15 protein-coding genes are annotated in these 14,573 nt (G+C 69.4%); 9 read left to right on the top strand and 6 right to left on the bottom strand.

Annotated elements, in window-relative coordinates; genetic code table 11:
* Positions 1–510: 510 nt before the first annotated feature.
* A complete protein-coding gene (gene dnaA, locus ACFY7E_RS09600) occupies positions 511–2,298 on the bottom strand; it encodes a chromosomal replication initiator protein DnaA (protein WP_389482594.1) in 1,788 nt (595 codons plus the stop codon).
* 397 nt (positions 2,299–2,695) lie between these two features.
* On the opposite strand from dnaA, the gene rpmH reads away from it, so the two are divergent.
* The 9 genes from rpmH to ACFY7E_RS09555 all read left to right on the top strand — a co-directional run bounded on the left by rpmH (position 2,696) and on the right by ACFY7E_RS09555 (position 9,415).
* Complete coding sequence (gene rpmH, locus ACFY7E_RS09595; RefSeq protein WP_006381191.1) at positions 2,696–2,833, top strand: 50S ribosomal protein L34; 138 nt, start codon at positions 2,696–2,698, stop codon at positions 2,831–2,833.
* A 21-nt stretch (positions 2,834–2,854) separates the two neighbouring features.
* Positions 2,855–3,226, top strand: a complete 372-nt coding sequence (rnpA, locus tag ACFY7E_RS09590) for a ribonuclease P protein component (protein ID WP_125664305.1) — start codon at positions 2,855–2,857, stop codon at positions 3,224–3,226.
* Positions 3,223–3,549 carry a membrane protein insertion efficiency factor YidD gene (yidD, locus tag ACFY7E_RS09585; RefSeq protein WP_125664307.1) on the top strand — a complete coding sequence of 109 codons (327 nt, stop codon included), beginning with the start codon at positions 3,223–3,225 and terminating at the stop codon, positions 3,547–3,549. Before rnpA ends, yidD begins: the two co-directional genes overlap by 4 nt.
* Before the next feature lie 3 nt (positions 3,550–3,552).
* Positions 3,553–4,887, top strand: a complete 1,335-nt coding sequence (yidC, locus tag ACFY7E_RS09580) for a membrane protein insertase YidC (RefSeq protein ID WP_389482589.1) — start codon at positions 3,553–3,555, stop codon at positions 4,885–4,887.
* 30 nt (positions 4,888–4,917) lie between these two features.
* Entirely contained in the window at positions 4,918–5,430 is a 513-nt protein-coding gene (locus ACFY7E_RS09575; RefSeq protein ID WP_121829134.1) for a R3H domain-containing nucleic acid-binding protein, read from the top strand.
* A gap of 97 nt (positions 5,431–5,527) precedes the next feature.
* Complete coding sequence (rsmG, locus tag ACFY7E_RS09570; protein WP_383440209.1) at positions 5,528–6,268, top strand: 16S rRNA (guanine(527)-N(7))-methyltransferase RsmG; 741 nt, start codon at positions 5,528–5,530, stop codon at positions 6,266–6,268.
* A gap of 291 nt (positions 6,269–6,559) precedes the next feature.
* Entirely contained in the window at positions 6,560–7,654 is a 1,095-nt protein-coding gene (locus tag ACFY7E_RS09565; RefSeq protein WP_383440232.1) for a ParA family protein, read from the top strand.
* Positions 7,651–8,631 (top strand): ParB/RepB/Spo0J family partition protein, encoded by a 981-nt coding sequence (locus tag ACFY7E_RS09560; RefSeq protein ID WP_389482586.1) that lies wholly within the window; start codon positions 7,651–7,653, stop codon positions 8,629–8,631. Before ACFY7E_RS09565 ends, ACFY7E_RS09560 begins: the two co-directional genes overlap by 4 nt.
* A gap of 166 nt (positions 8,632–8,797) precedes the next feature.
* Positions 8,798–9,415: a GNAT family N-acetyltransferase gene (locus ACFY7E_RS09555; RefSeq protein WP_389482584.1), complete on the top strand. Its 618-nt coding sequence runs from the start codon at positions 8,798–8,800 to the stop codon at positions 9,413–9,415.
* An 88-nt stretch (positions 9,416–9,503) separates the two neighbouring features.
* Here ACFY7E_RS09555 and trxA read toward each other — a convergent pair whose 3' ends face one another.
* The 5 genes from trxA to ACFY7E_RS09530 form a co-directional block, all read right to left on the bottom strand.
* Positions 9,504–9,836 (bottom strand): thioredoxin, encoded by a 333-nt coding sequence (gene trxA / locus ACFY7E_RS09550; protein ID WP_351973838.1) that lies wholly within the window; start codon positions 9,834–9,836, stop codon positions 9,504–9,506.
* 47 nt (positions 9,837–9,883) lie between these two features.
* The gene (gene trxB, locus ACFY7E_RS09545; RefSeq protein ID WP_389482580.1) at positions 9,884–10,867 is read right to left on the bottom strand and encodes a thioredoxin-disulfide reductase; all 984 of its coding nucleotides are present in this window, start codon (positions 10,865–10,867) and stop codon (positions 9,884–9,886) included.
* Between the two features lie 137 nt (positions 10,868–11,004).
* A complete protein-coding gene (locus tag ACFY7E_RS09540) occupies positions 11,005–11,946 on the bottom strand; it encodes a hypothetical protein (RefSeq protein ID WP_389482577.1) in 942 nt (313 codons plus the stop codon).
* Entirely contained in the window at positions 11,943–12,653 is a 711-nt protein-coding gene (gene sigM, locus ACFY7E_RS09535; RefSeq protein ID WP_389482575.1) for an RNA polymerase sigma factor SigM, read from the bottom strand. Before sigM ends, ACFY7E_RS09540 begins: the two co-directional genes overlap by 4 nt.
* A gap of 108 nt (positions 12,654–12,761) precedes the next feature.
* Complete coding sequence (locus ACFY7E_RS09530; protein ID WP_389482572.1) at positions 12,762–14,495, bottom strand: protein kinase family protein; 1,734 nt, start codon at positions 14,493–14,495, stop codon at positions 12,762–12,764.
* Between the last annotated feature and the right edge of the window lie 78 nt (positions 14,496–14,573).

Raw genomic sequence — 14,573 nt, 5'->3', positions numbered from 1 at the left:
GTCTCCCTTGGTGTGACGGCTTTCACTCGCCGAGGTGAGGACGGGCGTTTCGTTGCCGAACAGTGGACAGAGCTGTGGAGAAGCTGTGGGCAACAGACCTTCCCCTGTGGGCGGCCGGTGGACAACCTTCGAGACCCCCTGTGGACGAAAGTTCCGTCCACAACCTGTGGATAACGTTTGCCAACAAATCCCCAAGGGTCTGAACTGGGGCGATGACCTGCGGCCCGGCAGCCCTGTGGACAAAATCCGGATAACTTCGCAGTCCCCACCCTGTGGACGGGTGATCATCCCGCAATCTGTGGACAACCCGCCAGCGGAACGACGCAATCGAACAGAGCCGCCTCGTCGCCGGCCCGTCCCCAGCCTGTGGTCGGCCCTCGACGGCCTCCGCGAGGCCCCCGTACGGCCCGTTCCGACCGTCCGGAGAGCCGTGGACGGCCCCCGGAAACGCCGACGGGCGCTCCGGGAGGAGTCCCGGAGCGCCCGTCGGAAGGGGTGTCGGCGGCGGTGTCAGCCGTTCTTGATGCGGTTGGTCAGCTCGGTCACCTGGTTGTAGATGGAGCGCCGCTCCGCCATCAGGGCGCGGATCTTCCGGTCCGCGTGCATCACCGTCGTGTGGTCGCGGCCGCCGAACTGCGCGCCGATCTTCGGCAGCGACAGGTCCGTGAGCTCGCGGCACAGGTACATGGCGATCTGGCGGGCCGTCACCAGGACGCGGCTGCGCGAGGAGCCGCAGAGGTCCTCCACCGTCAGCCCGAAGTAGTCGGCGGTGGCGGCCATGATCGCCGGAGCGGTGATCTCCGGCGCGCTGTCCTCGCCGCCGGGGATCAGGTCCTTGAGGACGACCTCGGTGAGCCCGAGGTCCACCGGCTGCCGGTTGAGGCTCGCGAAGGCGGTCACCCGGATCAGCGCGCCCTCCAGCTCGCGGATGTTGCGCGAGATCCGGGAGGCGATGAACTCCAGTACCTCCGGCGGGGCGTTGAGCTGCTCCTGGACCGCCTTCTTGCGGAGGATCGCGATGCGCGTCTCCAGCTCCGGCGGCTGCACGTCGGTGGTGAGGCCCCACTCGAAGCGGTTGCGGAGCCGGTCCTCCAGGGTCACCAGCTGCCGGGGCGACCGGTCCGAGGAGAGGACGATCTGCTTGTTCGCGTTGTGCAGGGTGTTGAAGGTGTGGAAGAACTCCTCCTGCGTCGACTCCTTGCTCGCCAGGAACTGGATGTCGTCGACGAGCAGGATGTCCACGTCGCGGTAGCGCTTCCGGAAGGTGTCGCCCTTGCCGTCGCGGATCGAGTTGATGAACTCGTTGGTGAACTCCTCGGAGCTCACGTACCGCACGCGCGTGCCCGGGTAGAGGCTCCGCGCGTAGTGCCCGATCGCGTGCAGCAGGTGGGTCTTGCCGAGCCCCGACTCCCCGTAGATGAAAAGGGGGTTGTACGCCTTCGCCGGCGCCTCGGCCACCGCGACCGCGGCCGCGTGCGCGAACCGGTTCGAGGAGCCGATCACGAAGGTGTCGAAGAGGTACCGCGGGTTCAGCCGCGCGTGCTGCTCGCCCGGCGCGCCGGAGCCCTGTCCGGAGGCGCCGGAGGAGGAGCCGTGGACGCCGCCCGGGCCGGGGACCGGACCGCCGCCCGGCCGGGGGCCGGGACGGGCCGCGTGGCCCGGCGGGTCGGGCAGCTCGGCGCGCTCGGGCCGCTGCGGCTCGTAGCCGCGGGAGGGCTCGTCGTAGCGCGTCTGCCGGGACTGCTCGGGGCCCGTGTACGGCGCGCGCTCCTGGTAGCCGCCGAGGCGCGGCTGCTGCCAGGAGAGGTCCTCCTGGGTGCGCGGCCAGGAGCCGGGGTCGGGCCGCTGCGGCTGCTGGTAGTCCGGATAGGCCGGGCGCGCGTTCGGCAGTCCGTCGTCGGACATCGTCCGGTGGTTGTAGCCCTCGTACTTCTCGTACTTGTCGTACGACTCGGGCCGGTCGCGTTCGTCGTACCGGGGCTGCTGCGGCTGCGGCAGGGCGGGCACGGGCGGCGCCTGCTCGCCGGCGGAGTCGTCGACGGTGATCGCGATCCGGATCGGCCGGCCGCACTCACGGCTGAGGGTCTCGCTGATCAGCGGGGCGAGCCGGCCCTCCAGGACGCGCTTGCCCCACTCGTTGGGCACGGCCAGGAGGGCCGTGTCGGCGACCAGGGCGAGCGGCTGGCAGCGCTCGATCCACTGCTTGTCCTTGGGCTCGATCCCCTGCTGGCCCTCGGCGAGGAGCTGCTCGAGGACCCGCGGCCACACTGCGGCAAGATCGGCAGGTACGTCAGCCACAGGGCACGCTTTCTCGCGGGTCCCACGAAGGTGTGGTTCTCGGGGGACGGTGGATCGAAGTCCGGATCACCGGTCCGTCGAGGACAGGTGAGGACAGAACGGAAAAGATTGTGGAGTCCGCCCACGGTAGTCGGGCGGACTGACGCGGTTCAAGTTGTTGTCCACAGCCTGTGCACAATGGGGGGCGGCGACAGGTCGGTTTGACCGGATGGCGTAGCCGCGCGTACCGTAACCAGGTCGAGTTGTCGATGGCTGCTGCCGCCTGCCTCCGATGGGCAAAGATCACTCTCCGTGATCACGAAGCGGTGCACTCGGGCGTATTGCGAGCTACTCGTGGGCGCACGGTGACAGCCAGGCGATGTCCCGCCACCACCCGAATCATTTCTGGAGCCCCCGAGTGAGCAAGCGCACCTTCCAGCCGAACAACCGTCGTCGCGCGAAGACCCACGGCTTCCGCCTGCGCATGCGCACCCGCGCCGGTCGCGCCATCCTGGCGAACCGCCGTGGCAAGGGTCGCGCCAGCCTGTCCGCCTGATCCACTTAAACAGGTCATGACGTGCTGCCTACCGAGAATCGGCTGAGGCGGCGCGAGGACTTCGCAACCGCGGTACGCCGAGGGCGCCGGGCCGGTCGCCCGCTCCTCGTCGTCCACCTACGCAGCGGTGCAACGGACCCGCACGCGCCTGGGGAGAGCGCTCCCCCGACGCGTGCGGGTTTCGTCGTGAGCAAGGCCGTGGGCGGTGCGGTCGTACGCAACCAGGTGAAGCGTCGTCTGCGTCACCTCGTCCGCGACCGTATTTCCGCCCTTCCCCCCGGTAGCCTGGTGGTGGTACGGGCGTTGCCCGGAGCCGGCGACGCCGATCACGCACAGCTGGCCCGAGACCTGGACGCCGCTCTCCAGCGGCTCCTGGGAGGGGGCACGCGATGAAGTACCCGCTGCTGGCTCTCATCAAGCTGTACCAGTGGACGATCAGCCCCCTGCTGGGCCCCGTCTGCCGGTACTACCCGTCGTGTTCCCACTACGGATTCACGGCCATCGACCGGCATGGCGCGATCAAGGGCACGGCCCTGACCGCCTGGCGCATCCTGCGGTGCAACCCGTGGTCGCCCGGCGGCGTGGACCATGTCCCCCCGCGGAAGCGCCCCCGCTGGCACGAAATGCTGAGGAACGCGCTGCGCGGGGACACGGGCGGGTCCACCACCGAGACGAGCCCGGCCGCAGAGACCTCGTCCAATGCTCAAGGAGCCTGATTAGTGGACACGATTGCCAGTCTGTTCAGCTTCATCACCTGGCCCGTTTCCTGGGTCATCGTCCAGTTCCACAAGATGTACGGGGCGGTCTTCGGCCCCGACACGGGCTGGGCCTGGGGTCTGTCCATCGTGTCCCTGGTGGTGCTGATCCGTATCTGCCTGATCCCGCTCTTCGTGAAGCAGATCAAGTCGACGCGGAACATGCAGGCGCTCCAGCCGAAGATGAAGGCGATCCAGGAGCGCTACAAGAGCGACAAGCAGCGTCAGTCCGAAGAGATGATGAAGCTGTACAAGGAGACGGGCACCAACCCGCTCTCCTCGTGCCTTCCCATCCTGGCGCAGTCGCCGTTTTTCTTCGCCCTGTACCACGTGCTCTCCTCGATCGCCTCGGGCAAGGAGATCGGCAAGATCGACGGCCCGCTCCTGGAGAGCGCCCGTCAGGCCCACATCTTCGGCGCCCCGCTGGCCGCCAAGTTCACCGACAGCGCCGCGAAGGTCGCCGCTCTCGACGCCTCGCTGACCGACGTCCGCGTCGTCACCGCGGTCATGATCATCCTGATGTCGGCCTCGCAGTTCTTCACCCAGCGCCAGCTGATGATGAAGAACGTCGACCTCTCGGTGAAGACCCCGTACATGCAGCAGCAGAAGATGCTCATGTACATCTTCCCGGTGATCTTCGCCGTCATGGGCATCAACTTCCCCGTCGGTGTCCTCGTCTACTGGCTGACCACCAACGTGTGGACCATGGGCCAGCAGATGTACGTGATCAACCAGAACCCGACGCCGGGCAGCAAGGCCCAGGACGCCTACCTCCAGCGCCTGCTCAAGAACATCGCCCAGCACGGTGAGGTCCGCGGCCGCCGCCGGAAGAGCGTCGTCAAGGTCATCGTCGCCAAGGGCACCGACCGCAACGAGAACGAGCGCCGTTTCTTCGGCGGCCTCACCAAGGCCGGCTTCGCCGCCCAGGCCGACGGCACCGTGATCAAGGGCGACACCGTCACGGCCGAGGCCGAGGGCGGTGCCGTGGCCAGGCGCCAGCAGCCCAAGCGTCAGACCAAGGCCCAGCGCCAGGCCGGGGCGGTCCAGCCGACCCTCTCCAAGGACACCGGGGAGACCATCGAGCCGGCCGCCGAGAAGGCGTCCCCCTCGCTCGAGAAGAAGCCCCAGGGTCCGGCCGGGACCGGCGCTTCCGACGTCACCGGTGCGAAGGGCGAGGCCCAGGGCGACAAGCCCGCGCGTCCGAGCCGTGCCAACTCCGGCGGCTCCCGCCAGCAGCAGGGCAAGACCGGCCAGCGCAAGGGCCAGCAGCGGCCCAAGCACCCGTCCTCCAAGAAGTAGCCTCCACCCGACGCAAGAAGGAGCCCGTCCGTGACGGAAGGCACCACCTCCGCCGCCGCCGAGGGTGGCGACACCCTGACCCGCCTGGAGCAGGAGGGTGAGATCGCGGCCGACTACCTCGAAGGCCTGCTCGACATCGCCGATCTCGACGGCGACATCGACATGGACGTCGAGGCGGACCGGGCGGCGGTCTCGATCATCAGCGACTCCAGCAGCCGTGACCTCCAGAAGCTCGTGGGCCGAGACGGAGAGGTCCTGGAGGCGCTCCAGGAGCTGACCCGCCTCGCCGTGCACCGGGAGACCGGGGACCGCAGCCGTCTGATGCTCGACATCGCCGGCTTCCGGGCCAAGAAGCGCTCCGAGCTCGCCGAGCTGGGCGCCAAGGCCGCGGCCGAGGTGAAGGCCGGTGGTCAGCCGGTCAAGCTGGACCCCATGACGCCCTTCGAGCGCAAGGTCGTGCACGACGCGATCGCCGCCGCCGGTCTGCGCAGCGAGTCCGAGGGCGAGGAGCCGCAGCGCTTCGTCGTCGTGCTCCCGGCCTGACCCCTCACGTAGTCTCGGCCCCGTCTGTTCACAGGCGGGGCCGATCTTTGTCAGCCCGATAGTTCAGCCACCACCACAGTGCGCTCGCACGGCATGCGTGCGGTACGGAAGGACGGTTCCCGTGACGGAGGCAGCGGAGCTCGCCGAGGCGCCGGAGCAGGCACGGACAGTCTTCGGCGAGTACTTCCCGGAGGCCGTGCGGTACGCCGAGCTCCTCGCGGACGCGGGTGTGAAGCGCGGTCTGATCGGCCCGCGCGAGGTTCCGAGGCTCTGGGAACGCCACCTGCTGAACTGTGCCGTCCTCTCGGAGGTCGTTCCCGAGGGCGTCACCGTCTGCGACGTCGGCTCGGGCGCCGGACTGCCCGGCATCCCCTTGGCCCTGGTCCGGCCGGACCTGAAGATCACGCTCCTGGAACCGCTGCTGCGCCGGACGAACTTCCTCCAGGAGGTCGTCGAGTTGCTCGGCCTCGACCACGTCACCGTGGTCCGGGGACGCGCGGAGGAGATGCTCGGCAAGATCACGCCCGTGCACGTGGTGACCGCGCGCGCGGTGGCTCCCCTGGACCGACTGGCCGGCTGGGGAGTCCCCCTGCTGCGCCCGTACGGAGAGATGCTGGCGCTCAAGGGTGACACCGCGCAGGAGGAGCTCGACGGTGCCCGCGCCGCGCTCTCCCGGCTCGGTGTGGTGGAGACCTCGGTGCTGCACGTGGGCGAGGGGATCGTCGACCCGATGTCCACGGTCGTCCGGGCAGAGGTCGGCGAGAGCCCCGGCGGGGTGCGGTTCGCGGCCAAGCGTGCCAAGGCCGCCCGTACGAGCAAGACCCGCCGACGCCGCTGAGGGGGCACTGCCGGCGGTGGAACATCTGCCGGTGGAAGGCCGCTGACGCCGCCGGGCGTCGCATACGTCCGATTTCGGAGTGTCGAGCGGTCCCGACGGGGCGGCACGGGCATGGTGTTTCACGTGAAACATCGCTCGCTGCTGCAGGGGATCATCAGCCGCGGTCGCGCGGCCGCCACGCCCCGGGACCGCAAGCCCCGCGTGAATCCACCCGCGAGGGTTACGGAGATGTCCACAGAGGTGGATTCATCCACAGAACCACCGACCTCGCTGGTTCGCCGCCCCGAAAGCATGGCAGGCTCTCCTCATCGCGAGCCCGAAGTCGAGGAGAGTGAATCCTTGCGGTCCGACGCCAACATCGCGGGACCGATGACCGATCCGGTCCCCGGCCCCCGAACCGAATCGGCGGGAGGCGATGTTTCACGTGAAACATCGCCTCCCATGGAAATGCCACCCCCCATGGACGACACCCCCATCGGCCGTGCTGCCCAGCTGGCGGCCGAGGCCCTGGGGCGTGCCGGTGAGGGGCTTCCCCGCCCGGCCCAGACTCGCGTCATGGTGGTCGCCAACCAGAAGGGCGGCGTGGGCAAGACGACCACGACGGTCAACATTGCCGCCTCCCTGGCCCTGCACGGCGCCCGCGTCCTGGTCATCGACCTGGACCCGCAGGGCAACGCCTCCACGGCACTCGGCATCGATCACCACGCCAGCGTTCCCTCGATCTACGACGTCCTGGTGGACAGCCGCCCGCTCTCCGAAGTGGTGCAGCCCGTCATGGACGTGGAAGGCCTCTTCTGCGCCCCCGCCACCATCGATCTCGCCGGTGCGGAGATCGAGCTGGTGTCGCTGGTGGCACGTGAGAGCCGCCTCCAGCGGGCGATCCAGGCCTATGAGCAGCCGCTGGACTACATCCTGATCGACTGCCCGCCCTCGCTGGGCCTCCTCTCGGTCAACGCCCTGGTGGCGGGAGCCGAGGTGCTCATCCCGATCCAGTGCGAGTACTACGCCCTCGAAGGCCTCGGGCAGCTCCTCAAGAACGTGGACCTGGTCCGCGGGCATCTGAACCCCACGCTCCACGTCTCGACGATCCTGCTCACCATGTACGACGGCCGGACGAGGCTCGCCTCCCAGGTCGCCGAGGAGGTGCGCACCCACTTCGGGGAGGAGGTGCTGCGCACCAGCATTCCCCGGTCCGTCCGCATCTCGGAGGCACCGAGCTACGGTCAGACGGTGATCACGTACGATCCGGGCTCCAGCGGTGCCCTGTCGTACATCGAAGCGGCTCGCGAGATCGCCCTTCGGGGCGTCGCCGTGAACTATGACGCCCAGCACGCACGTGTGGGGCACCAGAACCATCAGCGCAGCATGTCGGAGGGAATTCAGTGAGTGAGCGACGTAGGGGATTGGGGCCGCGTGGGCTCGGTTCGCTGATCCCGCAGAGCGCTCCGTCCCCCGAATCGGCGGTGGCGTGGGCCGAAGCCGTGAAGACGGCCGAACCGGCGGCCCCCGCCGGGGCGTACTTCACCGAGATCCCGATCGACGCCATCGTGCCCAACCGGCACCAGCCGCGGCAGATCTTCGACGAGGACGCTCTCGCGGAGCTGGTCACCTCCATCAAGGAGGTCGGTCTGCTGCAGCCCGTGGTCGTGCGCAAGGCCGACGGAGACCGTTATGAGCTCGTCATGGGCGAGCGGCGTCTGCGAGCCTCCACGACGGCGGGACTTGAGCGGATCCCGGCGATCGTCCGGGAGACCGACGACGAGAAGATGCTCTTGGACGCCCTTCTGGAGAACCTCCACCGGGCGCAGCTGAACGCGATCGAAGAGGCGCACGCCTACGAGCAGCTGCTCAAGGACTTCGGCTGCACCCATGACCAGCTCGCGGACCGGATCGGGCGTTCCCGCCCGCAGATCTCCAACACACTGCGTCTGCTGCGGCTCTCTCCCCCGGTGCAGCGCCGGGTCGCCGCCGGGGTGCTCTCCGCCGGCCACGCGCGGGCCCTGCTCGGTGTGGAGGACATGGAGGCCCAGGACAAGCTGGCGGCCCGGATCGTGTCCGAGGGCCTCTCGGTGCGTTCCGCCGAGGAGATCGTGAGCCTCATGGACTCCGAGGAGTCCGCCGGTGCGGTCAAGCCGAAGAAGCCGCGTGCCGGTGCTCGTGTCTCGCCCGCCCTCACGGATCTGGCCACCCGGCTCTCGGACCGCTTCGAGACCCGGGTGAAGGTCGACCTGGGGCAGAAGAAGGGCAAGATCGTCGTCGAGTTCGCCTCCATGGACGACTTGGAGCGGATCCTCTCGACCCTGGCTCCCGGTGAGGGCCGGGTCCTGGACCAGAAGAACGCCGAGCAGGCCGTCCAGGGCTGACCGTCGCTCTCTTCGCTCCGACGAGGCCTTCGAGGGCGGGCCGCGCTCCGGTTCCACCGGGACGTGGCCCGCCCTTTGCCTGGGGGCGGTGTCCTCCTGATCGCCCGATCGATACGATTTCGGGAGGCACATTCGTACGCGAAGGCGAGGGAAGCGAGGAACAGCCGTGGGGCGTCGGCTCGTACCGCTCACGCTGGACAACCTTCCGGAGCTCCCCAAGCGGTGTCGCTCCTGTGTCTTCTGGGAGCTCGACCCGGTCACCGGTGAGGCCGCCGTGAAGGAGGGGCGCTCGGAGCTGGAGAAGGAGTCCTGGATCTCGGCCGTGCTCCTGGAATGGGGCTCCTGCGGGCGGGTGGTCTATGTCGACGAGATGCCCGTCGGTTACGTCCTCTACGCTCCCCCGGCCTATGTGCCGCGATCGACGGCCTTTCCGACGAGCCCCGTGGCGGCGGACGCCGTCCAGCTGATCACCGCATGGATCATGCCGGGCTACCAGGGACAGGGGCTGGGCCGGGTGATGGTGCAGACCGTGGCCAAGGACGTGCTGAGGCGAGGCTTCAAGGCGATCGAGGCGTTCGGGGACGCCCGGTGGAAGGAACCGGCCTGTGTGCTGCCGGCCGATCATCTGCTCGCAGTGGGCTTCAAGACCGTCCGGCCGCACCACGCCTTTCCCCGGATGCGGCTGGATCTCAGGACGACGCTCTCCTGGAAGGAGGACGTCGAGATGGCCTTGGACCGCCTGCTCGGAGCCGTACAGAAGGAACCTGCCCTACGGCCCCTGTAGCTTCCGGGTACGAGAACGGCCCGCCCCGGGGAGGGGGCGGGCCGCTGCTGTTCCGCATGCGTGTTTCACGTGAAACAACGAGGGGGTGTCAGGCCTTGGTCGGCTCGACGAAACCCTCCAGGTCGCGCAGGATGGCCGCCTTCGGCTTGGCGCCGACGATGGTCTTCACGACCTCGCCGCCCTGGTAGACGTTCAGCGTCGGGATGGACATGACGCCGTACTTGGCAGCCGTGTCGGGGTTCTGGTCGATGTTGAGCTTCACGATCTCGATCTCACCGTGCTCGGCGGCGATGGCCTCGAGCGACGGGGCGATCTGGCGGCACGGGCCGCACCACTCGGCCCAGAAGTCCACCAGAACGGGCTTGTCGCTCTTGAGGACTTCCTCTTCGAAGGTGGCGTCGGTCACAGACTTCAGGGCCACAGTGGCCTCCTTGAACTCGTGGGGTGTGGGTGGGGAGCGGGCAGGGGTCAGGCCACGGGGGTCTCGGCCAGCTTCTCGGGCTCGGCCACCTTCTCGGTGTCGGCGAGGGCGGCCAGGAAGCGCTCGGCGTCGAGCGCGGCGGAGCAGCCGGTGCCGGCGGCCGTGATGGCCTGGCGGTAGGTGTGGTCGACGACGTCACCCGCGCCGAAGACACCCGGGAGGTTCGTGCGCGTCGACGGGGCGGCGACCTTGAGGTAACCCTCGTCGTCCAGGTCCAGCTGCCCCTTGAAGAGCTCGGTCCGCGGGTCGTGGCCCACGGCGATGAAGAGGCCGGTGACCGGAAGCTCGCGGGTCACGCCGGTCTTCGTGTCGCGCAGGGTCACACCGCTGAGCTTCTGGTCGCCGTGGATCGTGGTGACCTCGCTGTCCCAGGCGAAGGAGATCTTCGGGTCGGCGAAGGCACGGTCCTGCATGGCCTTCGAGGCGCGCAGGGTGTCACGGCGGTGGACGATGGTGACGGACTTGGCGAAGCGCGAGAGGAAGGTGGCCTCCTCGATCGCGGTGTCGCCGCCGCCGACGACGGCGATGTCCTGGTCCTTGAAGAAGAACCCGTCGCAGGTGGCGCACCAGGAGACGCCGCGGCCGGAGAGGGTGTCCTCGTTGGGCAGGCCGAGCTTGCGGTGCTGGGAGCCCGTGGTGACGATGACGGCCTTGGCGCGGTGCACGGTGCCGGCGGTGTCGGTGACGGTCTTGATATCACCGGTGAGGTCCACGGCGACGACGTCGTCGGGGACGAGCTCGGCGCCGAAGCGCTCGGCCTGGGCCCGCATGTTGTCCATGAGGTCCGGGCCCAGGATGCCGTCACGGAAGCCGGGGAAGTTCTCGACCTCGGTCGTGTTCATCAGGGCGCCACCGGCGGTGACCGCACCTTCGAAGACCAGAGGCTTCAGCGACGCTCGGGCCGTGTAGAGCGCAGCGGTGTATCCCGCGGGCCCCGAGCCGATGATGATCACATTACGGACGTCGCTCACGGGTTTCTTCCTCGTCTCTGCAGACTGCCACTGCCTACGGGGGCGGTTGTCTCGGTCGCTCACCCCACCCAACGGATCCTAAGGGGCGTGCATTCCCGAGACCGCCGCGCGGCACGTGACCGGGACGGGAAGAGGGGTCAGGAGCGGGGATAGGCCTTGCTGAGGAGTACCTCGGCGGCCTTTCCGCTCTCCGCCCGGTCGGCACAGGAGGCGTCGAGCACATAGGCCTGGACGTGTGCGGTGTCGGCGGGGTCGGTGAGGACGAGCAGATAGGCGGACTTCCCCCGGTACTCGCCCTGCTCGTGGGCCAGCACCGGGTCGGTACGGCCGGTGCCGGCGAGGACACAGGCGGGAACGGCGCCGTCCCCGCTCCGCCGGGGGGACATGGTTCCGGTGTCGGAGGACATCGACTCGGGACCGATGCCCTGAGGAGTCCTCAGCGTTCCGTCCCGGGACAGAAGGTCCTGAACGCGCTCTTCGACCGGTGACCCGGAGAAGGGGGCGGCGGCGACTTCGGTGGAGGCATCGGCCCTCCTCACGCCGTTCGCCACGCCGCCGTCGGCCGTGTCGCCCGCTTGACTGAGGTACAGACTCGTCCCGAGGATCGCGGCACCGAAAGCGGCGCCGAGCGTGGAGAGCAGGGCGATCCGGCGGCGCGGCCGCCCGGGACGACCCGGGCCGGTGGCCGCGCGGGGGCGACCGGCGGGACGGTCGGAGACTGGAGGGGAAGAGGAGGAAGCTCCTGCGGAGGGGCGCGATGTTTCACGTGAAACACGGCTGTCGCTGTCGTTGCGTGTGTCGCTGTCCGGGGCGGTGGCGTCGAGGAGTGCTTCGGCGGCCAGGGCGGCGTCGATCCGGCCCGCGATCTCGACGGGCATCCGGGCCGGACCCGGCAGGGTGCCGAGCAGGCTGCGGATCTCCTCCAGGGAGGATCGGACGTCCGCACAGAGGGGACAGCCGTCCACATGACGGCGTACGGCCGTGGAACGGGACGGCGAGAGCAGCCCCTCGGCGAGGTCGGAGATCTCCGAGACGTCCGGGTGCTGTGTGGTGTCAGCCCTGTCGGCCGTGGAAGTCACGTGCGCCCACCTCCGCCCTTCACAGCAGCTGGATCAGTCGGTCCGGTGTCCGTCGGCCCCGGCACCGGTGGGACGGATGTCCCCGGCGTCCGGTTCCTTCCCCCTTCGGCGGCCTCGTTACCCGCGGTGCCGGCCCGCAGATGAGTGACCATCGGGAGGAGGCGTGCCCGGCCCCGAGCGCAGCGGCTCTTCACGGTCCCGGCGGGAACGCCGAGGATACGGGCCGCTTCCGCGACCGGGTATCCCTGCATGTCGACGAGGACGAGAGCGGCCCGCTGGTCGGCGGGGATCGAGGCGAGCGCGGCCAGGACCTCGCGGTGGAGGTCCAGGCGTTCCACCGGAGCCTCGGCCGACTCGTGAGTACCGAGGAGCTGCTCGAAGCGGTCGTCGTCGTCGACGGGTGAGGTCCTGCGGGAGGCGGCCTTGCGCGCCCGGTCGAGGCAGGCGTTCACTGTGATCCGGTGGAGCCAGGTCGTGACGGCCGACTGGCCGCGGAAGGTGTGGGCGGCCCGGAAGGCCGAGAGAAGGGCGTCCTGGACGGCGTCAGCGGCTTCCTCGCGGTCCCCCAGGGTCCGCAGGGCCACCGCCCACAGCCGATCCCGGTGCCGCCGCACCAGCTCACCGAAGGCATCGGGATCCCCGGAGACGTGACGGGCCAGGAGCTCCTCGTCCGCCGCCTCCTGGGGGGCGTCAGCCGCAGGCGCCACGGTTCCCCTCCTTGCTCGGCAGCCGTGCTGGCATTCAATCCGCTCCGTGCCCGGAAGTAAATGAGCGCCGAGCTGGGCTCGGCGCTCATCGGTGGGGATCGACCGGTACTAGGGAGCGTTCCCCTCGAAGGACACGTTCGTGATGGCCTGCTTGTAGCCGGATCCGGAGCCGGTGAGCTGGTCGCCGCCCGAGTACGGCACGGAAGTCATCCAGAGGAGCACGTAGCGCGTCTTGACCGGCTTCTTCGTTTCCGGCTTCGCCGTCAGGTCCGAGGTCTCGGCCGTGGCGATCTCCTTCATGGAGTCCGGGGTGCCGTAGGGGGACAGGGAGTCCGCCGCGTACAGGGTGATCACGGTCTGTGGGCCGCCGTAGCGGAACGTTATGGAGGCCGAGGAGACGTTCTGCTCGCTCCCGAGGTCGTAGACGACACCGACGCCCTGCTTGTACGGCGCCAGGACGGGGCCGTCTATGAAGGTCTTGGTGCGCCAGTACGAGGAGCTGTCGCCGTCGTAGGTGTTGGGCACCGCGTCGGAGTTCTGCGGCAGTCCGTCGGGGGCGAACTCCTGCGCCGACTCGATCGCAAGCGGCCTGAGCGCCACCGGCTTCTCGTCGGTCACGACCGTCGGGATCACCTCCGGTGTCTTGGAGGTGTCCTTCTGGCCGAGGAGGCGGTCGGCGATCTGCCAGCTTCCCAGGCCCAGGGCGGCGATCAGCAGGGCCGAGACGGTCCACTTCAGCGCACGGCCGGTGCGGCTCTGGAGCGGGGGCGGAGGGACGACGACCGGCTGGGTGGCCACCGGGTGCGGCTGCGGACGCCCGTACGTGCCCTGCTGGTACGTCGTGCGCTGATACTCGGGCGGGGCGGTGAACTCGGGCTCCGGCGGCTTCACGCGGGGCATCGTGGACACGGCCCTGGCCAGCTCGTCCGGGGTGGTGCAGGGCGGCTCCTGGCGCGAGGCGGTGGCCCCGTCGTTGGCGAGGGCGCGCATGGCGATCTCGGAGAGACCCCGGTGGACACCGGCACGGACCTGGTCGGGCGGGAGCAGCCCGACGCCCTTGGGGAGTCCGGAGAGGCCGTGGGCGTCGTTCTCGTACGGCCACCGCTGGGTGAGCGACGCGTACAGCAGGGCGCCGATGGCCTCGGTGTCGTTGCGCTGCGGACGCTCGGCCGTGATGCCGCGCAGGGCGGCGTTCACGGCGAGGCCGCGGATCCGGTACTGGCCGGTGGAGCTGCGCAGGACCGCGCTCGGGGTGAGCCGGAGGTGGGAGAGGCCTTCGCGATGTGCGGCGGCCATGGCCTGGGAGACCTGGCTGACGAGCTGGTAGGCGTCGTGGGCCTCCAGCGGGCCGGCCGCGAGCAGCGCGGTCAGCTCGACGGAGTCGGGCAGCCACTCGTGCACGACGTACACGAGGTCGTTCTCCTCGACGGCGTCGAGGACCTGGACGAACCGGGGGTCGCCGAGGAGGGCGGCGGAGCGGGCCGCGGCCAGGACCGAACGCGCCCGGGGGTGGTCGGCGGGCAGCAGATGGACCCCGACGGCGCGCCGGAGCTTCTCGTCGACGGCCCGCCAGCTGCTGAAGCCGTCCAGACGAGTGACGCACTCCTCCAGCCGGTAGCGCCTGGCCAGCTTGTGGCCGCTGTGCAGCTCCGGAGCCTTGAGGGAGGGCTGTTCACCGCTCTGTCGTTCGACCGCCTTGTTCTCCGTGGCCTCGGCGGTGTGCTCCGCCGTCTTCTGTTCTTCCGCCACCCCGTCGGTCGCGGCCGTGTCCGCCTTGGCGGTCAGCGGGTCGTCACCGCTGTTGTCGGCCACGTCGACGGCAGCCGTGCTACGTTCCGCCACCGTCGTTCCTGCCTCCCCATCCGTTGCGCCACATCCAACAGCCAAGCCAATTGTGCCCACAGTCGGACGCTATGCACG

This window comes from Streptomyces sp. NPDC012825, assembly GCF_042900925.1.
Classification (GTDB): Bacteria; Actinomycetota; Actinomycetes; order Streptomycetales; family Streptomycetaceae; genus Streptomyces.
Note: the sequence above shows the minus strand (reverse complement) of the source record. Positions and strands in the feature narration are given on the sequence as shown.